Raw genomic sequence first — 22,604 nt, forward strand, 5'->3', positions numbered from 1 at the left:
GGTTTCGGGCGTTCTAAGCTGCGCGGGCAGGCATCACAAGAGCTACGACATGGACCTTCTTGACGACGATCAACCCGGGCGCAACGAGCCGGAATACACGGTCACCGAAATCGCGGGCGCGGTGAAGCGCACCATCGAGGGCGAGTTTGGCCGCGTGCGCATCAAAGGCGAGGTGGGGCGCGTGATGATTGCCCGCTCGGGCCATGTCTATCTGGACCTCAAGGACGACCGCGCGGTGCTGGCCTCTATCATCTGGAAGGGGCAAGCCGCCAAGCTGGCCGTGAAGCCGGAGGAGGGGATGGAAGTCGTGGCCATCGGCAAGCTGACCACCTTCCCGGGGCAGTCCAAATACCAGATGGTGATCGAGGAAATCCGCCCCGCAGGTGTCGGCGCATTGATGGCGATGCTCGAAAAGCGTAAAAAGCAGCTTGAAGGCGAGGGCCTGTTTGAGCCCGCCCGCAAGAAACCCATTCCCTACCTGCCGGAGATCATTGGCGTGGTGACCTCGCCCCAAGGGGCAGTCATTCGTGATATTTTGCACCGCTTGCGGGACCGCTTTCCGCGCAAAGTGCTGATTTGGCCCGTCGCGGTTCAAGGCGAGGCCTGTTCGGGCCAAGTCACCTCCGCAATCGAGGGCTTCAACGCGATGACCCCGGGCGGGGCGTTGCCTCGCCCCGACTTGTTGATTGTGGCGCGTGGTGGCGGCTCGATCGAGGACCTATGGGGCTTTAACGAGGAGAACGTCGCCCGCGCCGCTGCGGCCTCGCAAATCCCTCTGATCTCGGCGGTTGGGCACGAGACCGACACCACCTTGATCGACTATGTGTCCGATATGCGCGCGCCAACCCCAACGGCGGCGGCGGAATTGGCGGTCCCTGTGCGGCTGGAGCTGCTGGCAACGGTGGACAGTTATGGCGCACGCATGGCGCAAGCCCTCACCGGCATGGTCAGCGCCCGCAAGCAACGCCTCGCAGATGTGTCCCGAGCTTTACCACGCCGCGAGGAACTGACGCAAATTGCACGCCAACGCTTCGATATTGTAGGCGGGCGCTTGGATGCATCCCTCAAGGCAGGGGCCGCCGCCAAACGTCTGGCCTTTGAGAAGGCGGCCTCCCCCCTGCGCCCGTCAATTTTGGCGCGCCAAACAGAGCGGATGCAGGCTCGCCTTGACCAAGCCACTACGCGCTTAGGTGTCGCGCTAGAACGCCGCGTTGAGAGGTCCCGCGCACATTTGGACCGCGTTAAAAGCGGGTTAAACGCAAACGGGCTTCATCGCGATTTAAAACTCCAACGCGATCGTCTGTCACGGGCCACGCATGCGGCGTCGCAAGCTGGCTCAAGCCAAGTCGCAAATTGGCGCTCCAACGTGGAAAAGCTAGACCGTCTGCGCGAAACACTGGGCTACCAAGCCACCCTAGATCGTGGCTACGCGGTGGTCTGGGACGGCGACAAGGTGGTCACTGACAGTAAAACCGCCAAGAAAGCAGCAACTCTGGAGGTGCAATTCAAAGATGCGCGCATTCCCGTCGGCGCTGCGGCTAAACTGGTACCAAAGCCAAAGCCTCCTAAGTCAGGTCAGCCAAGCCTCTTCGACGACTGACGCTACTTCATCATTGCTTCTAAAATACCTCGGGGGCGCGGGGGCTGGCCCCCGCATGCGAGCTGGCGCAAACCACTCACTCAATACTGTAGCGAACACCAACTTCCGGGCCGGGGCACGCCAAGGGCTGCTTATTCTTACCTACGACGATCAAGTCGTCCACAGGATCGTCCCCGACAAGACGCGCGGATTGCTGGCCGTTGTCATCGAAAAAATGCCAGCAAAGCGGGTTTGATTGACCGTCATAGTGAAAGCAAATCTGATCGCCTTCATCGTACCAAACCCCTCGTTGGCAATTTCCGTCTAGAAAGCTCCAGATGACGCGGCGATCGTCCAAATATTGCTCTGCTCCGAAGGGCATGCCGTGGCGGTTGAAGGCAACAGTGGAATTTTTGGTAAATGCCTCAAAGTCCGTTGCAGTCATCATGGTTTCTGCCTGTGCGGGCAAAGCAAATAATACGAGAATGGCGAGTTTTTTCATGAGGCAAAGGATGATCCCTGCAGCTCACCTCGTCAAGCGCTACGCCACGCTTCAACGTGCGGGTCCATAACTTTTCGCCATTGGGCAGCATGCAAGGCAATGCAGCTCATAACAGGGAGGGAGTAGGGCAGCATTGGTGCCTCACCCCGTGCAGGAATGTCGAGCAAGGTAAACCGCTTCTCAGGATGCACATGGTGGTCCGAATGTCGTGGCATATTCAACATCAGCAACGACGACATCCAATGTGGGGCGTTCCAAGAATGGGTGACATTTACGGGGGCATAATTGCCGTGCTCATCAGTCGAGCGCTCTAATCCATAGTGTTGGACGTAGTTGCACAAAAGGATTTGCAACTGCGCAAATAGAGACAGCAAGACACAGACAACCACCCCGCTCCAGCCAGCGATCAACAAAGACAAAAGCAACAACGCCACGGCACCGCCCACATATTGCAAAAACGGATTGCGCCGATCCCAACGGTCCGCGCCGAGCTTGGTCAAATGTTGGTTTTCAGCCTTTAACCCTATGGCAAATCCAGTCAGCCAGTTACGGCCTAAATACTGGTAGATCGTTTGCCCCATCTTCGCGGAGGCAGGGTCGCGTTCGGTGCCTACGAAAGGATCATGAATGCGCAAACAGCACGAGGCGTAGTGTCCAAACAATAACGATGTGTAAACGGCGCTACCAGCGCGGCGCATGCCATATGATCCGCGATGTATCAATTCATGAGCGTTTGCGCTGCTCACCTGCCCAAAGTACAATCCGGCAGCGATAAACAATGCAATACCATTGATCGACAGCAGTGCGGTGCCGTGACCGGACAACGCCCAGATCATCAAGAACAGTAAGAAGAAATGGACCCCGACCAGCATCAAGGACAACATGTCCGCTTCTTCATCTTCCGCAGCTTCGCCGTCTCGCGACAAGGCGGGAACCACAACGTCAATGCCAGCCACAACTGCTGTCATGTAGAACAAGGCGATCCAAACAGCCCAGCCGCCAAAAATTGCACCTGCTAAGAGGAACGGCAGCGGGAACAACGTAGCAAGCGTGAAGGCCAGAAAGGAGCGTGGCATTGAATTCGTCCGTGTTAACTTTGGTTTGAGGTTTCCTAAACAGAACGAATGTGCCCAAATCATGGAAATGGCTAGAAGTTTTGCGGCCCTACTTGCGCAGCAAGACGCGTTTAGGTCGTTTTTGCGTGTTCTCAAGCGTCCCGCAACGCTTAGGTTTACCCCAAGCAAGATCGGGAGAGCATCATGGCATTGGATGAACGCAAGGGCGTGTGGAAGTCAGGCAAAGGACGTGGGCGCAAGTTCACCAAAGGCCGCCAATATGACGATGATGCCTTGGCCGAGGTGCAATCGCTTCTGGGCGCGCATCCGCGCAACCGCGATCTTTTGATCGAGTTTTTGCACCTTATCCAAGATAAACATGGACATCTGTCCGCCGCACATTTGCGTGCCTTGGCCGAGGAGATGCGCCTCTCTATGGCCGAAATCTACGAAGTCGCGAGCTTCTACGCCCATTTCGATGTGGTGAAAGAAGATGAGGTGCCGCCGCCTGCGCTGACCATCCGTGTGTGCGACTCGCTGTCGTGCGAATTGGCAGGGGCTCAGGCCTTGAAGGAGGCCTTGGAAGATGGGCTTGATGCCTCGGAAGTTCGCGTGCTGCGCGCGCCTTGCATGGGGCGCTGCGACACCGCACCGGTCTTGGAAATCGGCCACAACCATATTGATCACGCCACACCGGATAAGGTGCAGGCGGCTGTTCTGGCCGGTGACACTCATGCGCATATTCCTGACTATGAAACCTTTTTTGAATACGAAAAAACAGGTGGCTATGCATCTTTCTTAAAGCTTCAACAGGGTGGAAACTGGGAAGATGTGCAAGCGCTGATCAAAGAGAGCGGGCTTCGTGGGCTTGGTGGCGCTGGTTTCCCATCGGGAACCAAATGGGGTTTCGTGCGTGGCAACGCCGGCCCTCGCTACCTCGCCGTGAATGGGGATGAGGGTGAGCCTGGCACATTCAAGGACCGCTACCACCTAGAACGCACGCCGCATCTGTTCCTTGAGGGGATGCTGATCGCCGCATGGGCGGTCGAGGCGGAGCGTTGCTACATCTACATGCGCGACGAATATCCGGCCGTTTTGGAAATCCTGCGTCGTGAAATCGCGGCCCTTGAACAGGCGGGCATCGCGCCTGCAGGCTTTATCGAGCTGCGGCGTGGTGCAGGCGCTTATATCTGCGGTGAAGAAAGCGCGATGATCGAATCCATCGAAGGCAAGCGCGGCCTACCGCGCCACCGTCCGCCCTATGTGGCGCAGGTCGGGCTGTTTGGGCAGCCAACCTTGGTGCACAACATTGAGACCTTGCACTGGATTGCCCGCATCTGTCGCGAGGGGCCTGAGGTTTTGAATTCAACCGAAAAGAATGGCCGCATCGGACTTCGCAGCTATTCGGTCTCGGGGCGTGTGGCCAATCCCGGGGTGCATCTGTTGCCTGCTGGCTCCACCATCACCGACATTATCGAGGCCGCTGGCGGTATGATGTCCGGTCATGTGTTTAAGGCGTATCAGCCGGGCGGGCCGTCCTCTGGGCTGCTACCGGCGTCGATCAACGACGTGCCGTTGGATTTCGACACGTTGCAGCCACTGGGAAGCTTCATCGGCTCGGCGGCGGTGGTGGTGCTGTCAGACCAAGATTCAGCCAAGGAAGCCGCTCTCAATATGCTGCGTTTCTTTGAGGACGAGTCTTGTGGGCAATGCACGCCCTGCCGCGTGGGCTGCGAGAAAGCGGTCAAGCTGATGCAAGCCGATACATGGGATCAACCGTTGTTGGAGGAGCTGTGCACCGCAATGGGCGACGCATCCATCTGCGGCTTGGGGCAGGCTGCGCCCAACCCCATTCGCATGGTGATGACGCACTTCAAGGATGAGGTGTAGCCTGTTTTGGGCTGCAACAAGCTTTGCCTTTTTCGGCTGGTTGTCTAAATCGCGGCGTGGATTATTTAGCACAATACAGGTGCAAACATCACGCGCCTCTAGGCACCCACCTCATCAATTGTTCTTGTAAACGGCGCAGGAGCATCCTTGTCGACGCAAGCTGTTGCACAGGTTTTGCGCCGATTTGCGGCTATTGCGGCTGATGCGGGCCATGTACCAGCCTTTCAGTTTCGCCACGCGGTGCTTCTTATAGATCAGGTCCAGCTTTTCGCCAGCTACAGTGCGGCGGCAACTGGCGGTGCGTCGATCAAACTGCGCGCGCGCCCCTGACTTGGTACGATCTGCCGCCATTTGCACGCCCCATGGCTTATAGCGCGGGGCTTGGCGCAGGGGCGTGAGTTGCCGCTTTTTGGCTAAGGCGTAGCAGGCTGTGCGGAAGTCTTCGGTCTTGGAGAGGCGCATATCGTGGGTTTTGGGCTTCCCGTCGCGCCAAGCGTCGGCATCCACTCCGGTGACGATAGGTACGTAGTTTTCAGTTTCGGAGGCGAGGCCTTTGCCTTGCAAGAAGCCTTCGGCGCGACCTTCGCCGCCGTTGTAGCCGATGGCGGCCATGCCCTCATTGCCGTAGCGCTGCACCATCTCTGCCAGATATTGCGCGGAATGATCCAGCGCGTCGGCGGGGTTGTAGGGATCCTTCAGCCCGCGCTTGGTCGCGGTGGAGCGGATGAACTGCGCGATCCCCATTGCGTTGGCTGGGGACAGGGCGTTGGGGTTGAAGCGGCTTTCCTGCCAGATCAGCCGCGTGAAGAAATGCGGGTTTAACCCGTGGGTCGCGGTGGTGGCTTCGATGAGCTGGCACATGTCATGAACGAAATGCTCGGCGCGAATGCACTGAACTTGCCCCCATTTTCCCGTGGTGCACATCGGGTCGGGCGGGGCGGCCTCGACGGGGGCTGCCAGGGGAGCTGCCATCAGCAAAAGTGCAAAGAACCATCTCATGAAACCAGACCTAACCCGACACGCATTTGAGCGCCACATCTTCCATCTGGCCGCATGAGAGGTTAGGTGGGTTAAAGTTAGAACATTCAAGGCCTCGAAGACCCACATGTCCTTTTTCAAGAAGCTCAAAAGCAAGCTGTTCAAATCGTCCTCCAAATTGGAGGAGGGGCTGGACGCGATTGTCGAGGATGGTGGCGTTGAGGAGCAGGTGGAACCCCCTCAGATTACAGCCGATCCGGTTGATGACAGCGCGGAGCGCGCAGCTGCACAGGCGGCTGAGGCGGAAGCCGCAAGATTGACCGAAGAGGCGCGTGTCGCTGAGACGGCGGCGATTGCCGCAAAGGAAGCAGAAGCTCAAGAGGCCAAACGCCTGAGCGAGGCACGTGCCGCGCAGGAAGAAGCCGCACGCGTGGCGGAAGCAGAAGCGACCAAGCAGGCCGAGGAAAAAGCCCGCCAAGACGCAGAAACCGCCCGTCAGGTAGAAGCTGCAGCCCTTGCCGCCAAGGAGGCGCAACAGGCCGCTGCGCGGTTGGCAGATGAGCAACAAGCCCAAGAGGCCCATGCCGCTGAAGTCGCCGCCAAGCTTGAAGCAGAAGCGAAAGCAGAGCAGGCCCGACAGGAGGCAGCGGCACAGGCGGAACAGCAGCGGCTCAGAGATGCGGAAAAGCGCGCGGCAGATGAGGCGCGCGCCGCCAAGGAAGCGGCAGAGGCTGAGGAAGCTGAGCGCATGGCTAAGCAGGCAGCAGGAGACGCCGCCGCGCAAGCGAAACTCGCAGAGGACGCCGCAGCCCAAGCAGCGCAAGACTTAGAAACCGCCAAGGCCAATGTGGTCGCAGCACTTGATGCGCCGCAAGCCGCGGCGATTTTGGCTGGGACGGATGAGCCGGAAGCCCCCGTTAAGAAGCCAGGTCTGTTGGGCCGGATGCTTGGGCGCAAGGAGCAAAAAGTTGTTGTTCGCCGCGAGTTGGACGACGATATGCTGGAGGCGTTGGAGGAGCTGCTGATCGCCTCGGACATGGGCGTGGACACATCGCTGCGAGTCACGGCGAACATGGCGGAAGGGCGCTTTGGCAAGAAGCTGTCCACCCAAGAAATTAAGGACCTGCTGGCCTCCGAGATCACCAAGATCATGGAGCCTGTCGCCAAGCCCATGCCGATCTACCCCAAGCGCCCTCAGGTGGTGTTGGTGGTAGGGGTCAATGGGTCGGGCAAGACGACGACCATTGGTAAGCTGGCGCTGCAATTCTCTAATGCAGGCAAGAAGGTGGTGATTGCCGCAGGCGACACCTTCCGCGCCGCTGCTGTAGAGCAATTGCAAGTTTGGGGCGACCGCGCGGGCGTGCCTGTGCTGACGGCTCCTGAAGGCTCCGACCCTGCGTCCTTGGCGTTTGAGGCGATGGAGAAAGCCGAAGCCGACGGCGCGGACCTGCTGATGATCGACACGGCGGGTCGCTTGCAAAACCGGGCCGACTTGATGGAGGAGCTGGCCAAGATCGTTCGCGTGATCCGCAAGAAGGACGAGACGGCTCCGCACAACACCTTGCTGGTTCTGGACGCGACGACGGGTCAGAACGCGCTGAACCAAGTGGATGTGTTTAGCCAGATCAGCGATGTGTCGGGTTTGGTGATGACCAAGCTGGACGGCACAGCCAAAGGCGGTGTGTTGGTGGCCTTGGCGGATAAGTTCGGGCTGCCCATTCACGCTATCGGCGTGGGGGAGCAGATCGACGATCTGGCTGCGTTTGACCCTGAAGAATTCGCCCAAGCCCTAACGGGGACGGCGACAGAGTGACCCTATGAGCGAATGGCTCATCTCCCTAGAAGGCACCGAGGCGGGGCACCAATTGGCGCTGACCTTGGCCCTGATGGCGGCCTTGCTGCACGCCATATTCGGGGCGCTGCAAAAGGGGCGCCATGACCCATGGTTGTCGCGCGGCGCGATTGATTTCAGCTACGGCGTGATGGCCGCGCCCTTCGCGCTGTTCGTGGTGCCGTGGCCGGAGCCGCATATGTGGCCGATCTTCGCGACGGTCTTCGTCATCCATGTGGTCTACAAGCTGCTGCAAGGCTTCACCTACACCAAAGGGGCCTACACGGTCGTCTATCCGGTCGTGCGTGGCACGGGGCCGTTGTTTGCGGTCATCGGGGCGTATTTCTTGTTCGGCGAGACCTTCAACGCGGTGCAGTGGCTGGGGGTCGCGACGTTGCTAGCGGGCATCTATGGGCTGGCGGCATATAACCTGCGCACCATCACGGTGGACCGCGATACGCTGGTGCCTGCACTTTGGTTTGCGGTGGCCACGGGGCTTTTGGTCGCCGCATACACCACCTATGACGCCTACGGCATCCGCGCGACGGCCAACCCGTTCACCTTTTTGGCGTGGTTTTTCTTCATAGACGGGCTGTTCTTCATGCCGCCGCTGGCCGCATACCTGTGGTGGCGCAAGACGGAGCGCCCGACGCTTGGCCCCTTGATGGCGCGTGGGGTCATCGGCGCATTTGTGGCGTTTATGTCCTTTGGGTCGATCATGCTGGCCACGCGCCTCGACAATGTGGGCGAGGCGGCGGTGCTGCGAGAGACATCAACGGTATTTGCGGCCTTGATTGGCTGGTTGGTTTTGGGCGAAAAGGTCGGTCCGCGCCGCCTGACGTTAATGGCGCTCATCGCATTGGGCGCGGTAATTGTGGAAGTAGGAGGCTAGAGCATGGCTGAGAAGAAAATCTCTCAAGGGTTGAAATCGGCGTTGGAACTGGGGCCTGTTCTGCTGTTCTTTGTGGCCTACATAAAGATGAAGGAAGAGGTCTACACTATTGGCGGAACTGAATATTCCGGCTTTATCGTTGTGACCGCATTGTTCGTTCCATTGCTGCTTCTGTCGACGGGTATCTTGTGGAAGTTGACCGGGAAACTGAGCCGGATGCAGGTGCTAACGGCCTTTATGGTGATCTTTTTCGGCGGGCTGACGATCTATTTCAACGACGAGAAGTTCTTCAAGATCAAGACCACCATCGTCTACGGCTTCTTCGCCTCCGTGCTTGGGTTGGGCCTGCTGTTGAAACGGTCGTGGTTGGAATATGTTTTGGACGATTTCTTGCCGCTTAAGCCCGAGGGGTGGATGATCCTGACCAAACGGCTGGCGCTGATGTTCGCCACATTGGCTGTGGCGAACGAGCTGGTGTGGCGATTGATGTCGACCGACGCTTGGGTGAAAATCGAAACCTTCGGCTTTCCGGCCGCGATGTTCGCCTTCTTCATGGCGCAAGCGGGCATGTTGCAGCGTTACTCGGATGAGCCGGAAGGGCCGGAAAAAGAAGACGCTTAAGCCTTCTGGTTCACCCGTTTCGACAATTCCTCGGCGCTTTCTTTGCGTTCTGAGTAGCGGTCTACAAGGTCGTCCTTGACGTCGCGGGTCAGCAAGGTGAAGCGCATCAGCTCCTCCATCACGTCCACCATGCGGTTGTAGTAGGGGGAGGGCAGCATGCGGTCGTTGTCGTCGAACTCCAAGAAGGCCTTGGCCACGGAGGATTGGTTCGGGATCGTCAACAGGCGCATCCAACGGCCCAAGATGCGCAGCTGGTTGACGGTGTTGAACGACTGCGATCCGCCGTTGACCTGCATCACCGCCAGCGTTTTGCCTTGGGTCGGGCGCACACCGCCTAGGCTGAGGGGTATCCAATCGACCTGTGACTTCATGATGCCGGTCATGGCGCCGTGACGCTCGGGCGAACACCAGACCATGCCCTCGGACCATGTGACCAACTCGCGCAATTCGGCCACCTTGGGGTGGTCCGCGTCCTCGCTGTCGGGCAGGGGCAGGTCGCGTGGATCAAAGATACGCACCTCTGCGCCCATGCGGGTCAGGACGCGGGCGGCTTCCTCGGTCATGAGGCGCGAGAAGCTGCGATCACGCAGGGAGCCGTAAAGCATCGCGATGCGCGGTCTATGTGTGCTGGAGGGTGTCGCCTGCAAAAGCGTGGGCTGCGCGAAATACGCGTCGTCTAGTTGGGGGGTGTCGGTCATTGAACTGTTTCTGCTTAGGGTGGGGTTATTTGGACGTGGTGTGAAAAGCGCTGCCGTCTTCTTTGGTCAGCCCTTCGGGTGCCGCATCAAGGAGATCGAACACAACCTCGCTGGGACGGCACAGGCGCACGCCTTTGGGGGTGCACACGATGGGGCGGTTCACGAGGATCGGGTGCTCCAGCATCGCGTCAAGAAGCGCATCTTCGGTGACGGATGGCTCCAGGAGGCCAAGCTCCTTGGCTGGGGACTTTGACGTGCGCAAGGCGTCGCGCGCGGTTAGGCCAGCGGCGGCGAATAGTGCGAGGAGTTGCGGACGCGTCCAGCCGGTTTTGAGGTATTCTACAACGCTTAACGCCTCGCCCGTGGCCTCTAGGGCCGCCAGCACGTTGCGTGAGGTGCCGCAGTCAGGGTTGTGGTGAATGACAATGCTCATGAAGGTCTCTTTCGGTTCGTGTGTTTTGGGGGCGTTAGCAAGCGCAGGCAACCTTATCTATAAGGGGTTGGCATTGATCCGCATGCCCGCCGCAGCAATCCTCCATGAGGAAGCCGAGCAAGCCGCGTACCCCGTCAAAGTTGGCGAAGTAGCGGATGCTTCTGCCGTTCCGCTCGTTGCGGATCAGACCCGCGCGGGTGAGGATCGCCAGATTGGTGGACATGGTATTTTGGCGCACCTCCAAAGTCGCGCCAATATCGCCCGCCGTCATCCCGTCTTTGCCCGCTTTAATAAGAAGGCGAAACACGTCAAGACGCGTGGGCTGGCTGAGGGCGGCGAAGGCGTCGAGTGCATGCTTTTTATCCATATATCGGGAATTATAGATATAATGAATGCGAGTCAATATTTGAAAAGTTAGACCGAGCCTTTTGCCTCTAACTCATCGAGAGTTTCTGAAAGGTTATCAAGATCAAGTCTGCCGACGTCTGCGGGCTCCAGTTTCCACCATTGAGTGGCAAGTAAGCGTTGGATTGTTGCCTCATCAAAGCGGTACCGCAATACTCTGGCGGGGGTGCCCGCGACGATGGCGTATGGCGGCACGTCGGAGGTCACAACTGATCCGCCGCCGATGATTGCACCATGCCCAATTTTTACCCCCGCAAAGATAATCGAAAGCGACCCGATCCACACATCAGAACCGATTGCCGTCGGCTTGTACTGTTTGAATTCGGACTGGGGAAATATTGAGCTTTCGTTGGGAAAATGCCTTTCAATCGCAAAGGCAACAGGACTGCTGGTCACCCAATCGTCTGGATGGGTTGGTGCGCCAATTTCGATTGATTTCCCGATTGAGCAATACCGACCAATGGTGGTTTCGGGGAATAAAGTCGTCTTGTCATTTATAAAGGTAAACTGCCCAATTGAACAGTTTTCCCGAACCCGACATGTTCCGAAAAATCGTACAGGTGCCTCAAGAACTGCGCTTTTTTCTACCGATGTTTGTCGGGAGATATAGTTTTTCACAGGAACCCTTTACATCAATCTGGCTAAGAAAACACTGTCAAATCAATAGATCCGTGTCAATTCATGAGGCCGTTGAATGCGCGCTGCAATCTGCCATGGCCTGCGCTAAAGGCCAAATCTATGCAGCCAAGCAGGGTGCCTAGGCTTAACCGACGTGAAACAGCGTGTTGAACAGTTTGGGGTCCAAACTGTCGGCGGCAAAGGTTGGGCCTTCGGTCATGACCGATACGGCGTCATGGCTGTGCAGGCTCTCTTGGTGCGAAGCGATCACGCGGAAGTCCTTGATGCGCGGGTCGGCTTGGAGTTGTTCGCAGAAGGACCGTGCGGCGTCCTCAACAAAAATCGGGTTGGCTGCGTTTAGCTCTGCAAAGGCTTGCTCGTCTTCGCGTTTGACCATGACTTGCGTCTCGGTTGGGACGGCGGCGCGGCATAGCTCAATCACATCCTCAAACCACAGGCAGTCGGCGTCGCAATCCACCTCCAGCGACACCCGCGCAACCGAGCGTTGGGAATGGGGCGTCGCCAGTTGGCCGCGGAATTGGCGGGCGTGCTCTGACAACTCCAGCGAGCAGGGGCAGGTGGAGGAGTAGACATAATCCAAATGCAGGATTTTCTTGCGGGTTCCGGAGGTGTCCACGACCTCTAGCGCGAGGTCGTAATACTGGTAGCCCATCAGGCCGGACCGCAGGCTTTCGACCTTCACAGGGTAGGAAAAGCGCATCTGAATGCGGGCGTCAAAGCTCTCAAGGTCGGTCTTATAGGCATCTAGGGTCTCTTCAATTACCTCGAAGCTGAAGGTCTGCTCGGCGTGGCGGTAGAAGCTGCGCATGATGCGCGACATGTTGATGCCCTTCTTCTCCGCGTCGAGCGATACGGTGCCGGTGACCGAGGTTTCCAGCGTAAGGTCATCACCGTCGCGCGAATGAACGCGCAGCGGCAGTCTGAAGTTCGAAATGCCGACGTGTTGGATGTGCTGCTTGGCCCCACGGATCAGCGAGGAGGGGCCGTTTTGCAGGTCGGGCATGCTGGCTTTATAGGCCTCGTCCACCGCGAATGCTTCGGGGTAGGCGCGCGCAAGGGCAGGGTAATTGGCCAGCTCCGCACCGGGGATCAGGCGCGACACGAGCGGGTCCAACTCGGCCACCACTACGGGGTCGGCGGTGCCTGCCCATTGGCGCAGCACGGCAAGGGCGGCTTCGGCCTCTTCGCGGGTCGGCTCATCAGGCTCGGGGCTATGGACGTTCATCGGGCTTCCCTCCTTGGGTCGCGGCTGCTTGCCCCTCTTATATGGGGGGCAAACCAGACCTGACAAAGGAAAACCGACTTATTTTGTTCGCTCTGCGTTGTTTAGTCGGGTTTGCTGGCCATCAATTTCGACAAGACGAACCCGATCACAAGCATCATGCTGGTATGCGCTATGAAGGAGGACTGCGTGTACGCGCCAAATTCCATCATGAAGGGCCGCCCGATGAAGGGGGCGAGCATGCCTTGGGCGACAAACCACAAGATCAAGCCCGTCACGAGGCCTGCCAACACGTAGCCCTTGTTCAAAATCTTGTTCAATGCGTAAACCATCAAGGCAAAGAGGACGGAGCCAATTAGGAAGTGGATAACAAAGGCTGGCCCATAAGGCAGAACGACGCCGGTTACCTTGGCGACGATGGCGGTGACCAGCTTGGCAGGCTCCAGTATTGGGCCAAACAGGATGGGAGATAGCAGCCACGAGTAGGCCTCGAATAGCAACTCGCCGACAACTCCGGCCATTACAACTTTCTTGAATGTCTCTAGGTCTAAATCTCGCATTGCGCCCCCTTTGGGTAAATCGTGGGCGTCTGTCAGCGTAGATGCGTATTTGCCCAACTGGTGGCGGCATTGATGCATTGGGTGGCTGTGATGACCATCAAGAGTTTCTGATGATCGGTATCAGCTTAACGGTCCTGCTTGGTGGCGCGGCCATTGGGAGGCCGCGCCAAATTGGTCTGTTTTACAGTGTTAAACGGCGTCCAACGCTTGGCGGATATCGTCCAACAGATCAGCCTTGTCTTCCAAGCCGACCGAGATGCGGACAAGCCCGTCAGTGATGCCCAATTCCGCCCGCTGTTCTTCACTCAGGCGTTGGTGCGTCGTCGTGGCCGGATGGGTCACAATGGCTTTGCTATCGCCCAAGTTGTTGGAGATCAAAATGATGTCCAACGCGTTTAGGAACCTGAAAGCCGCGTCCTTGCCGCCTTGGATATCTAAGGAAATTACCGTGCCACCAGCCTTCATTTGTTCTTTTGCAACAGACTGTTGCGGGTGAGAGTTCAGGTAGGGATACAGGGTGCGGTCCAGCTTGTTGTGACCTTCCAACGCCTCCGCAATGAACAGCGCGCTCTCGGCTTGCGCATTGCAACGCAGATGAATGGTCTCAAGGCCTTTCAGCATCACCCAAGCGTTGAATGGCGACAAGGAGCCACCAGTGTGCTTGAGGTAGGGCTCAGCCGTTTTGCGGATGAACTCGCGTGTGCCGCAGATCACGCCGCCTAGACAACGGCCTTGGCCGTCGATGTGTTTGGTGGCGGAATAGACGATGACGTCCGCGCCAAGCTCGGCGGCATTTGAGAAGGCCGGCGTCGCAAAGACGTTGTCGACCACAACCAGCGCACCTTTGGCGTGCGCAATGTCGGCCACGCCTTTCAGGTCGATCACTTCCAGCGTTGGGTTGGACACAGATTCCAAGAACACGGCCTTGGTGTCATCGCGCACGGCGGCTTTCCATGCGGCCAGATCGGTGCCCTCGACAAAGGAGACCTCAACGCCGAAGCGCGACAGGATGTCTTCCAGCACATAGAGGCAGGAGCCAAATAGCGCCTTGGCAGATACAACGTGGTCGCCAGCCTTCAGCATGGACGTCAGCGCGCCATTTACGGCTGCCATGCCTGATGCGGTCGCGAATGCGTCCTCGGTGCCTTCCAATGCGGCGATGCGTTCCTCGAACATGCGCACGGTGGGGTTGCCGTAACGGGCGTAGATGAATTCGTCGGGACCGCTCTCGATAAAGCGGGCTTCAGCTTGCTCGGCGCTGTCGTAGACGAAGCCTTGCGTCATGAATATCGCTTCGGACATCTCGCCGTACTGCGAGCGGCGTGTGCCGCTGTGGACGGATTTCGTGCGGGGGGACCAGTCTTTTGTCATATTATCCTCTTTTGGGCGTCACCCAAATAAAAAGCCTCCACCGGGAAAAGGGGGGAGGCTCATAGCAATCCATCCTCTTTAGCAGCATATTTAACGTGGCCCGCAATCCGGTAACAAATCGCCACGGACTTTTGGATACTCCTGTGTGAGGGTGGGGTCAAGGTCGTGAGGGCGGTTGACGAAAGGTTTCGCCGCGAGAGAACACATTTGTGAGGTACACGGTGGCGTAGGGGTGAAGCTTGGCTTTGAGCCCTTATTCGAACTTCGCCAGCATGGCTTTAAGGGCAGACACGGATCCATACCCTACCTCAGCGGCGATTTGAGGCATCGGCATCTTAAGGGCCATTAACTCCGAAGCAGCCTGAAACCGCCGCCGCTGACGCCATTGATCGAATGACATGCCGGTTTCGCTACGAAACAAGCGCGTAAAAGAGCGCCTGCTCATCGCTAATTCGTTCGCCCAATCGTCTATTGATCGTGGGTCGGACGGATCATTGAGCATAGCGCGAACAAGGGGGCCAAGTTTTGGCGCTGTGGGAAATGGCAAAGCCATTGCCGACGGCGGTGTGTCCGCAATTTCAGTGATGATGATTGCGGCAATGTGCCCAGCTATCCCGCCAAGATCGTATTCTGCTGGTTCGGCGGATAGCCGATCAATGCAAGCGAATAGAAGGGGCGATACATGTATGACGCTGCACCTTGTTTGATGTCGCATAGGTAGAGCGGCGGTATGAATATATGCCGAGCGGAGGGCGACCATCCCGAACATCTCGATCTGGTGTTCCGCGTGGGCAGGAATGAGCAAGCCGTACCCGGGTGGCACGATCCATGATCCAAGAGCGGTTCGCGCCCGCATCGTTCCTGTCTTGGCAAACAGAAACTGCGCGCGTGAGTGTTGATGCAACTCGGTGCAGTGCTCAGGAGCATAGTCTTTCGACAAAATGACGACAGCTCGTCCAATCTGTTGAATTGGATCCGCAGCCGAGGTGCCCATTTGGTTCAATTTGCGTCTCCGAAGCTGGCCCGATTGCTAGAAAAATGGCCCCATTCATGGAGCGGGTCAAGTTGTACATCACACATAATCCCAAAGGAGATGACATGAGTGTTGGAGTTGAGACGAGCGTGAACCATGAGTATCTAAATACGCGGATCAGCAAATGAGCTTCGAGATTTGGCTGACTTATCTTGCGACGGTCCTCGCCTTCATGATCACGCCAGGGCCGAGCCACTTGCTGATGCTATCCAACAGCCTGACGCATGGCTTTAGGCCCTCACTTGCGACGGCGGCCGGCGATCTAACTGCCAATGCATTTCAGATGCTTGCGGCGGGCCTTGGACTGGCCGCGCTCCTCGTTGCCTCGCACAACGCCCTGACGGTCGTGAAGTGGGCTGGAGTGGCATATCTGGTCTGGATGGGTATTCGTATGTGGCGCAACGCAGGTCACACCAATTCGGCGGCAAATGCGGCACGATCTGCGTCGCTGGCGATGCTCTGGAGCCAAGGTTTTCTAACCTCTGCAGCCAACCCCAAAGCCGTCGTGTTCTTTGCCGCGCTGTTTCCGCAATTTATCGACCCGAATATGTCTTTTGTCCCGCAATTCTTGGCCCTTTCGATCACGTACCTGATCGTAGACGGACTTTTTTTGAGCAGCTATGGCGCCAGCGCCAACTGGCTGGCCGCAAAGTTGAAGGGCAATGCAACGGCGCTGGTTCACCGGATTGGGAGTGTATTCCTAATCGGCGCTGCGGTTACGTTAGGACTAAAAACGCTACGAGATGGCGCCTGAAAAAGGCCGAAGTTAGTTTCCGCGAACACCATGGGTGCAAAAATGGAATTGGGGACACGCCCCTATAACAATAGGGGGCGTTTCATCCGCACTCGAGGGGCAACGCGCCATCCCAAAAGCGCAATATGCGGCGTGAGGCGCCACCCAAACATATTGCCTCAAACTTAGGCATAGATCGCGCCACCGCTTGACACTGCGCCACCGCCGCTTCAAGCCTTGGCGCTATGTTTGATGCACGCCCAGTGGCCTATGTGATTGGCCTTTTAACCGCCTGCCTTGGGGCTTCCATGCTGATTCCGATGGCGCTGGACCTTTGGGCTGGCAATGGCCATTGGGCTGCCTTCGCTGAGAGCGCGGTGATCACGGCTGGTGTGGGGGTGTTTGTCGCACTGGCAACATCCAACGGGGTCGGCAACCGGCTGACCATTCAACAAACGTTTTTGCTGACCACCGGTGTGTGGCTGGCGTTGCCGATTTTCGGAGCCTTACCGATGTACATCGGCGCGACCGAGGCGTCTTATGTCGACGCGTTTTTCGAGTCGATGTCCGGGTTGACCACAACAGGTGCCACGGTGTTCACAGAGCTTGAGGACTTGCCCATGGGCTTGAAGCTGTGGCGCTCTATGCTGCAGTGGTTTGGTGGCATTGGTATCATCGTTGTGGCGATGGTGTTCCTGCCAGAGCTGCGCGTCGGCGGCATGCAAATTTTCCGCTCGGAATCCTTCGACACAATGGGAAAAGTGCTGCCCCGCGCGGTGCAAATTGCAGCGCAAATCGCTTACTTCTACATCGGCCTGACCATCGCGTGTGGGGTGGCCTATGCGTTGGTTGGCATGTCGGCCTTTGAGGCGATCAACCACGCGTTGACCACCATGTCCACCGGCGGCTTCTCGACCTCGGACGCGTCGTTTGGAGCGTTTCAGGGCGCGCCGGAATATGTGGCGTCATTTTTCATGATTTTGGCGTCGTTGCCATTTGTGCGCTACGTGCAGTTGCTCTCTGGCTCGGCCAAGCCGTTGCTGCGCGACAGCCAGCTTCGCGCGTATTTGGTGGCGATCTTCTTGGTAACGATCTTGCTGACCTTGTTCCGCCTATATGCCCTTGGCGACTCGGTCTCGGTGGGGTTTCGCGAGGGGCTGTTTAACGTCGTCTCCATCATTTCTGGGACGGGTTACGCCAGCGTTGATTACCAGCTTTGGGGCAGCTTCGCGGTGGCTTTGTTTTTCTTCCTTGGCCTTGTCGGGGGCTGCGCGGGCTCAACCGCTTGTTCGGTGAAGATTTTCCGCTACCAATTGCTATTCGCATCCATCAAGTCGCAGATCCGCCGCATCCACACACCACATGGTATTTTCCAACCCCGTTACGAGGGCAAGCCGGTGAGCGAGGATGTTATATCCTCGGTGATGTCGTTCTTTGTACTGTTCCTTGTGTCCATGGGGGTCCTGTCAGTGCTGTTGGGCATGACGGGCTTGGATTTCATTACCTCGGTTTCGGGTGCTGCATCCGCGCTGGCCAACATCGGGCCGGGGTTAGGGGATGAGATCGGACCCGCTGGCAATTTCTCGGGCCTGAACGACACCGCCAAATGGTTGCTTGCGGGCTCCATGCTCATCGGGCGGCTGGAACTTTTGGCCGTCTACGCAATTTTCACTGTTCGTTTCTGGAGAGCATAACATGTCCATCAAACCCCTTGGCGCGCAGATGTCGCATATGTTGAAGAACCGCGGCGTCGAAGTGATCTTTGGCATCCCCGGTGTGCACAACCAAGAGATGTACCGCGGGATCGAGGAGGCGGGGATCACCCATGTTCTGGCCCGCAATGAACAAGGCGCAGGCTTCATGGCGGATGGCTATGCCCGCGCAACCGGTAAGCCGGGCGTGGCATATGTGATCACGGGGCCCGGATTGTGCAATATTTTGAACCCGGTTGGGCAGGCCTACTCGGATAGCGTGCCGTTACTTGTGATCGCATCGTGCTTGGATGAGGTCGTGGCAACCCGTGGGCAGTTGCACCAAATGCTGGATCAAGAAGGGGCAGGGGCCACGGTTGCCGAATGGTCGCAAACGGCCCGCACGGCAGATGCAGCGTATCACTTGGTAGACCGCGCGCTGATGGAGTTTCAGACGTCACGTCCGCGTCCCAAGTTGATCAACGCACCCATCGCCTTGTTGGAGGCGGATGCAGCCGAAGCCCCCCTCCGCGAAGTGCAGATTGCCTTCGATGCGCCAAACACGGATCAACTGACGCGTATCGCCAAGATGCTCGCGGAGGCACGCCGTCCTGTTGTGATCTTTGGCGGTGGTGCCAAGCATACAGGGGCATTCGCCGCGGAGATCGCAACCAAATCGGGGGCTGCGATTTTCATGACCAACGCGGGGCGCGGGATTTGCGCCGATGATACTGCTTTGAACTTCGGAGCGACCTTGGGGCGCACAGGCAGCGCAGATATCATGGCACAGGCCGATGTGGTGCTAGTGCTGGGGAGTGAGCTGTCAGAATGCGACTTGTGGCGTGATCCTTTGGGGCATGATTGCCCACTGATCCGCGTTGATCTCGACCCAGAGGTGCTGGTGGATCGCCATCACCCAACCGATCCTGTCTTGGCGGATTGCCGCGTGTTCGTTGAGGCTCTTGCGCCGATGTTGGAGGCGTCTTCCAGCGATTGGAGTGCGGAGACGGTTGCAAACACCCGCAAGCTGTGGCGCAACGAGTCTGATGCGGACCGCCCCGGCATTGTGCCTTTGGTCGAGGCTCTGCACGACGTTTTGCCGCCCGAGACGATGATCTATTCGGACATGACGCAATTCGCTTACGTCGCGAATGAGACCTATCCCATGTCTCGGCCCAGCCATTGGCATCATCCGTCGGGCTTTGGCACTTTGGGATACGCCTTGCCCGCCGCGATTGGCGGCAAGATGGGACGGCCAAATGAGCCGGTGATTTCGCTCAACGGGGACAGCGGGTTCCAATACAACATCCAAGAATTGGCAACTGCGGTGGAGCTGGGGCTGAGCCTGCCGATCATCGTTTGGGACAACGGCAAGCTGAAAGAGATCGAAGACAGCATGACCCGCGCCCAAATCGCCCCAAATGCGGTGATCGCGCGCAACCCCGACTTCGTCAAATTGGCCGAGGCATACGGGGCAAGGGCCGCAGCGCCTCGCTCAATCGAAGACTTCAAGCGGGCTATCAAGGATGCGCTGGGTGCGGCGGGGCCGACACTGATCCACATCACGCCAGAGACGGCGCAGTAGACGAGTATTGGCGCCCAGTAAGGCGCCTCGACAAAGCGAGCGTACCCCATAGCTAGGGCACCTGTAGCCAAGCCCGCTTACTTTTTGTCGCGGGCTGCTTTTTCTTCTTTGGTCAGCTTGTTGTTCCAAACATTGTTGCTGAGACCCAACTCGGGTTTCAGCGGCTTGGTTTTTCCTACGCTGACTTTGCCGCCTTTGTTCAGGAATTCCTGAATAAGTGCATCATCGGTGGTTTCTTTTGGGACATGTTTCATACGGGGAGCATATCGGGCTCGGACCCTAGGGGCAACATCTGCAATGCGGCCCAGCGGCATGGGGGGAGGACCCATGCCGCCGGTGGTTTGTTTACTCAGTGTAGTAGAGCGCCATTGGCACGAAGTTTGCACCATTGTCGGAGGCGAGCAGCGAGCCATTGTCGTCAAAGGACATGGAAACCGGAGCCGCGCGGCCCTGACCGTCTTGCGTGATCATCACGCTGTTGCCGACAAAGACGCCTTGGTGGTCGATGGTGCCGACGATTTCGCCGAATGTGTCACCAGCATGGGTCGGAACCGAATACTGGATCGCAAGTTTGTTGCCCATCATGGAGGCGAAGGTCACCGAACCCGGCGCGCCTTCGGACAAGACTACGAAATCTGTGGGCTCGTTCAGAAAGTTCTGCAAGCCTGTGTTTGTGTTGCCAGCCAAGGCAGCAGGCACAGCGGCCAATGTTACAGCAGCTGCGATAAGTGTGGTGCGAAGGCCGGAGGCGAAGTTAAGCGAATTCTTATGTGTCATATCAATCATCCTAATCTGGTGGATCTGTTTGACGTCTACCTAGTCCTCTGAATCGAAGACCGTTAGAGCGATTGATAAACAGTGATCGTGCGCAAATGCACAGAGTGCGTAAAATATAGGCTTTTTCGTGCGAGTTATGTTTTGTGGTTCTATCAGCTATGCAAAAATTGAGGGGGCACTGGGCAAATATGCCCCATTCTTGCCCAATTTCGCCTATTCCCAGCAGCTTACCAGCACGGTCATGTCAGTGCCAAACACTGCCAAGTCCTCCGCGTCTAGCTGTGATGTGCTGTCGCTGGCATCCACAACAACGCCGTTCTCGCTTAGGAATGTGGCCAATTCACCTGCCTTCAACGCGAAGCGTACGGAGCTTGGCAGCGCTTTGCCATCGATGCCGTGCTCAACCAACATGCCTGTTACGGCCCCCGTTTCGTTGATGATCGGCCCGCCAACGTCGCCAGGCAGAGACGCAAGATCGAGACGTGCCAGCTCTTCCTCGCCGCCCAAACCCTTAATGTCTTGCAAAGAGCCGTAGGTCAGCGTCGGAGCGTCCAGCGCGCCTTCATAGGAATACCCCGCAACCGCCAAAGGTGCGCGCAAGCGACCAAGGGAGGTTGAGAAGCGGGCGTAGTTCAGCGGCACAAGGCTGGTGTCAGGCTCAAGCAGGGCCAAGCCGTTTCCTGTCGCTGTGACCTTGGCCTCATATGTGCCGTCTAAAGTGACGCGCCCGCAGGCTTTTACGGCCTCGGCGGTGGTCAAAACACGGCCGCGTCCGTCCACATAAAAGCCCGAGCGTGACAAAGTGGGCTGGCGCACATCCAGTCCGGACAAAAGGTCTACGCCTTGGGTGGCCTCGTCGGACAAGTCTGGCGTCAGGGTGCCTTCCTTGATGACCATGCTGTCTTGCATGATCTCAATGACACGCTCCATCTCCGCCGCTTTGGCGGGCGGGTACACGAGGGTGAAGCCTTTGACGTAGCCGCCTTCAGTGCGAGCATAGGTGTAGGAGTGTATCTTGTCGTTTTGCCCCGTCAGCGTGAAGGAGCTGCGTCCCTTTGAGCGCTCGCCCTCCAGCGGTACAATCTCCAGCGTTTGCATGATCTCGTAGAGGCCAAACAATGTGTCCGCGTCACCGGGCTGCGAGATAAGCATGGCGTGCATGCCGTTGCCGTTCTTTTCGCCGTATTGAACGAAGGGGTATTCGTATTTTTCAAACTCCACGAGGCCGATCGGCATGGTGATGTCGATACCCGCCTTCTCCTCGCTGACCACGCCCAGTCCCAATGCGGCCAAAGCGCCGTTGTAGCTGTCCATCAAGGTTGTGCGCTGGGTGGTGGTCAAGATGCCCGTGGCGCGGAAGCCGTTTGCCTCTTGCCACTGTGCCATGGAGTTGCGGGTGCCCGCGCCGAATGATCCGTCGATGGTGGACTTATAGAAGCCAAACCATTGCATCGCGACTTGCAGCTCTTTCTTCTGGTCGCGGCTCATCAATCCTTCGGACGCGCGGGCTTGGCGCGGTGTCTCTTCAACGATTTCGGGTTCTACCGGTTCTGGAGTGGGGGGCTCCACTGTCGCTTGTTCAGTCGCCTCTGGTGCAGCTTCGGGTGCGGTGGATGGGGCTGGGGCCGTGGCATTTCCGCCAATGGGCCAAAATTGCTGACGGTATGGCGCGCTGTCGGAGATGTAGCTGTCGTTGGGGATGATACCTGCACCGCGCAATTCGCGCAGTTTATCTTGGGCTTCTTCGTCGTCATATGGGCCAAGGGTCAATGCGTACCAACCGGAGCCAAGCCTAAAGCCGTTCACATCCTTCAGGGCAGAGCTATAGGCGCGGGCGCGTTCCTCGGCCGTGCGCAGGTTGGGCAATGCTTCGACCTGCACCCAAGATTGTGCCGCAGCAGAGAATGCGACCCCCGATGCGGTCAAAAACAAAGCGGCAAAAACACTGCGCGACATACTCAAATCCCCATTGATCCCCTAGGCGATCTAAGGCCGCCCCGATTCTTATCTGGCGCAAGATATCATCTGGGGCAGCAAGCGCACCCGAAAACCTCGTGATCACAGCGTTGTTTGAGGGGCTGAGTTGATTGACCCCTCCACACGGGTTGC

At 57.8% G+C, this 22,604-nt stretch carries 22 protein-coding genes and 1 riboswitch; of the genes, 8 read left to right on the plus strand and 14 right to left on the minus strand.

The genetic code is table 11. The features are described from left to right. Positions 1 to 49 precede the first annotated feature (49 nt). Positions 50 to 1,600 carry an exodeoxyribonuclease VII large subunit gene (gene xseA / locus ABJN86_RS14685; protein ID WP_348363248.1) on the plus strand — a complete coding sequence of 517 codons (1,551 nt, stop codon included), beginning with the start codon at positions 50 to 52 and terminating at the stop codon, positions 1,598 to 1,600. Between the two features lie 76 nt (positions 1,601 to 1,676). Here the strand turns inward: xseA and ABJN86_RS14690 are convergent, their stop codons facing one another. Both ABJN86_RS14690 and ABJN86_RS14695 read right to left on the minus strand, forming a co-directional pair. Then, complete coding sequence (locus tag ABJN86_RS14690) at positions 1,677 to 2,081, minus strand: hypothetical protein (protein WP_348363246.1); 405 nt, start codon at positions 2,079 to 2,081, stop codon at positions 1,677 to 1,679. Positions 2,082 to 2,113: 32 nt separating this feature from the next. Next, on the minus strand, positions 2,114 to 3,157 hold the full coding sequence (locus tag ABJN86_RS14695) for an alkane 1-monooxygenase (RefSeq protein WP_348363244.1): 1,044 nt from the start codon (positions 3,155 to 3,157) through the stop codon (positions 2,114 to 2,116). Positions 3,158 to 3,340: 183 nt separating this feature from the next. On the opposite strand from ABJN86_RS14695, the gene ABJN86_RS14700 reads away from it, so the two are divergent. After that, positions 3,341 to 5,026 (plus strand): NAD(P)H-dependent oxidoreductase subunit E, encoded by a 1,686-nt coding sequence (locus ABJN86_RS14700; protein ID WP_348363243.1) that lies wholly within the window; start codon positions 3,341 to 3,343, stop codon positions 5,024 to 5,026. 114 nt (positions 5,027 to 5,140) lie between these two features. Here the strand turns inward: ABJN86_RS14700 and ABJN86_RS14705 are convergent, their stop codons facing one another. Continuing rightward, complete coding sequence (locus tag ABJN86_RS14705) at positions 5,141 to 5,998, minus strand: lytic transglycosylase domain-containing protein (RefSeq protein WP_348363242.1); 858 nt, start codon at positions 5,996 to 5,998, stop codon at positions 5,141 to 5,143. Positions 5,999 to 6,434: 436 nt separating this feature from the next. Here ABJN86_RS14705 and ftsY point away from each other — a divergent pair, with 436 nt between their 5' ends. Genes ftsY through ABJN86_RS14720 form a run of 3 tightly spaced genes read left to right on the plus strand, consistent with a single transcriptional unit; the run spans position 6,435 to position 9,348 of the window. Next, positions 6,435 to 7,817 (plus strand): signal recognition particle-docking protein FtsY, encoded by a 1,383-nt coding sequence (ftsY, locus tag ABJN86_RS14710; protein ID WP_348363768.1) that lies wholly within the window; start codon positions 6,435 to 6,437, stop codon positions 7,815 to 7,817. Positions 7,818 to 7,821: 4 nt separating this feature from the next. Beyond that, a complete protein-coding gene (locus ABJN86_RS14715) occupies positions 7,822 to 8,727 on the plus strand; it encodes an EamA family transporter (protein WP_348363240.1) in 906 nt (301 codons plus the stop codon). 3 nt (positions 8,728 to 8,730) lie between these two features. Next, positions 8,731 to 9,348, plus strand: coding sequence for an inner membrane-spanning protein YciB (locus ABJN86_RS14720; RefSeq protein ID WP_348363239.1), 618 nt, complete (start codon positions 8,731 to 8,733; stop codon positions 9,346 to 9,348). Here the strand turns inward: ABJN86_RS14720 and arsH are convergent. The 8 genes from arsH to ABJN86_RS14760 all read right to left on the minus strand — a co-directional run bounded on the left by arsH (position 9,345) and on the right by ABJN86_RS14760 (position 15,670). After that, positions 9,345 to 10,046 (minus strand): arsenical resistance protein ArsH, encoded by a 702-nt coding sequence (gene arsH, locus ABJN86_RS14725; protein WP_348363237.1) that lies wholly within the window; start codon positions 10,044 to 10,046, stop codon positions 9,345 to 9,347. The two genes, ABJN86_RS14720 and arsH, sit on opposite strands and share 4 nt — an antisense overlap. A 25-nt stretch (positions 10,047 to 10,071) precedes the next feature. Further along, positions 10,072 to 10,479, minus strand: a complete 408-nt coding sequence (gene arsC / locus ABJN86_RS14730) for an arsenate reductase (glutaredoxin) (protein WP_348363236.1) — start codon at positions 10,477 to 10,479, stop codon at positions 10,072 to 10,074. Between the two features lie 34 nt (positions 10,480 to 10,513). Further along, positions 10,514 to 10,846 (minus strand): metalloregulator ArsR/SmtB family transcription factor, encoded by a 333-nt coding sequence (locus ABJN86_RS14735; RefSeq protein ID WP_348363235.1) that lies wholly within the window; start codon positions 10,844 to 10,846, stop codon positions 10,514 to 10,516. A 47-nt stretch (positions 10,847 to 10,893) separates the two neighbouring features. Continuing rightward, on the minus strand, positions 10,894 to 11,502 hold the full coding sequence (locus ABJN86_RS14740; protein ID WP_348363233.1) for a CatB-related O-acetyltransferase: 609 nt from the start codon (positions 11,500 to 11,502) through the stop codon (positions 10,894 to 10,896). Between the two features lie 145 nt (positions 11,503 to 11,647). Next, positions 11,648 to 12,748, minus strand: a complete 1,101-nt coding sequence (gene folE2 / locus ABJN86_RS14745; protein ID WP_348363231.1) for a GTP cyclohydrolase FolE2 — start codon at positions 12,746 to 12,748, stop codon at positions 11,648 to 11,650. A 101-nt stretch (positions 12,749 to 12,849) separates the two neighbouring features. Beyond that, positions 12,850 to 13,305: a hypothetical protein gene (locus ABJN86_RS14750; RefSeq protein WP_348363229.1), complete on the minus strand. Its 456-nt coding sequence runs from the start codon at positions 13,303 to 13,305 to the stop codon at positions 12,850 to 12,852. A 189-nt stretch (positions 13,306 to 13,494) separates the two neighbouring features. Then, entirely contained in the window at positions 13,495 to 14,676 is a 1,182-nt protein-coding gene (gene metZ, locus ABJN86_RS14755) for an O-succinylhomoserine sulfhydrylase (RefSeq protein WP_348363228.1), read from the minus strand. Between the two features lie 57 nt (positions 14,677 to 14,733). Beyond that, a riboswitch (SAM riboswitch) is annotated at positions 14,734 to 14,811 on the minus strand. Positions 14,812 to 14,929: 118 nt separating this feature from the next. After that, positions 14,930 to 15,670, minus strand: a complete 741-nt coding sequence (locus ABJN86_RS14760) for a helix-turn-helix transcriptional regulator (protein ID WP_348363766.1) — start codon at positions 15,668 to 15,670, stop codon at positions 14,930 to 14,932. A 163-nt stretch (positions 15,671 to 15,833) separates the two neighbouring features. Here ABJN86_RS14760 and ABJN86_RS14765 point away from each other — a divergent pair, with 163 nt between their 5' ends. From ABJN86_RS14765 to ABJN86_RS14775, 3 genes are all read left to right on the plus strand, one after another. After that, entirely contained in the window at positions 15,834 to 16,463 is a 630-nt protein-coding gene (locus ABJN86_RS14765) for a LysE family transporter (RefSeq protein WP_348363226.1), read from the plus strand. 224 nt (positions 16,464 to 16,687) lie between these two features. Further along, positions 16,688 to 18,136, plus strand: coding sequence for a TrkH family potassium uptake protein (locus ABJN86_RS14770; protein WP_348363224.1), 1,449 nt, complete (start codon positions 16,688 to 16,690; stop codon positions 18,134 to 18,136). A gap of 1 nt (position 18,137) precedes the next feature. Next, positions 18,138 to 19,718: a thiamine pyrophosphate-dependent enzyme gene (locus ABJN86_RS14775; protein ID WP_348363222.1), complete on the plus strand. Its 1,581-nt coding sequence runs from the start codon at positions 18,138 to 18,140 to the stop codon at positions 19,716 to 19,718. 77 nt (positions 19,719 to 19,795) lie between these two features. On the opposite strand, the gene ABJN86_RS14780 is transcribed toward ABJN86_RS14775, so the two are convergent. The 3 genes from ABJN86_RS14780 to ABJN86_RS14790 form a co-directional block, all read right to left on the minus strand. Next, complete coding sequence (locus ABJN86_RS14780) at positions 19,796 to 19,972, minus strand: hypothetical protein (RefSeq protein ID WP_348363221.1); 177 nt, start codon at positions 19,970 to 19,972, stop codon at positions 19,796 to 19,798. Positions 19,973 to 20,063: 91 nt separating this feature from the next. Continuing rightward, positions 20,064 to 20,495: a hypothetical protein gene (locus tag ABJN86_RS14785; protein ID WP_348363219.1), complete on the minus strand. Its 432-nt coding sequence runs from the start codon at positions 20,493 to 20,495 to the stop codon at positions 20,064 to 20,066. 213 nt (positions 20,496 to 20,708) lie between these two features. Then, entirely contained in the window at positions 20,709 to 22,451 is a 1,743-nt protein-coding gene (locus ABJN86_RS14790) for a trypsin-like peptidase domain-containing protein (protein ID WP_348363217.1), read from the minus strand. Positions 22,452 to 22,604 lie beyond the last annotated feature (153 nt).

It is taken from the genome of Litoreibacter sp. (assembly GCF_039974535.1).
Lineage (GTDB): Bacteria > Pseudomonadota > Alphaproteobacteria > Rhodobacterales > Rhodobacteraceae > Litoreibacter.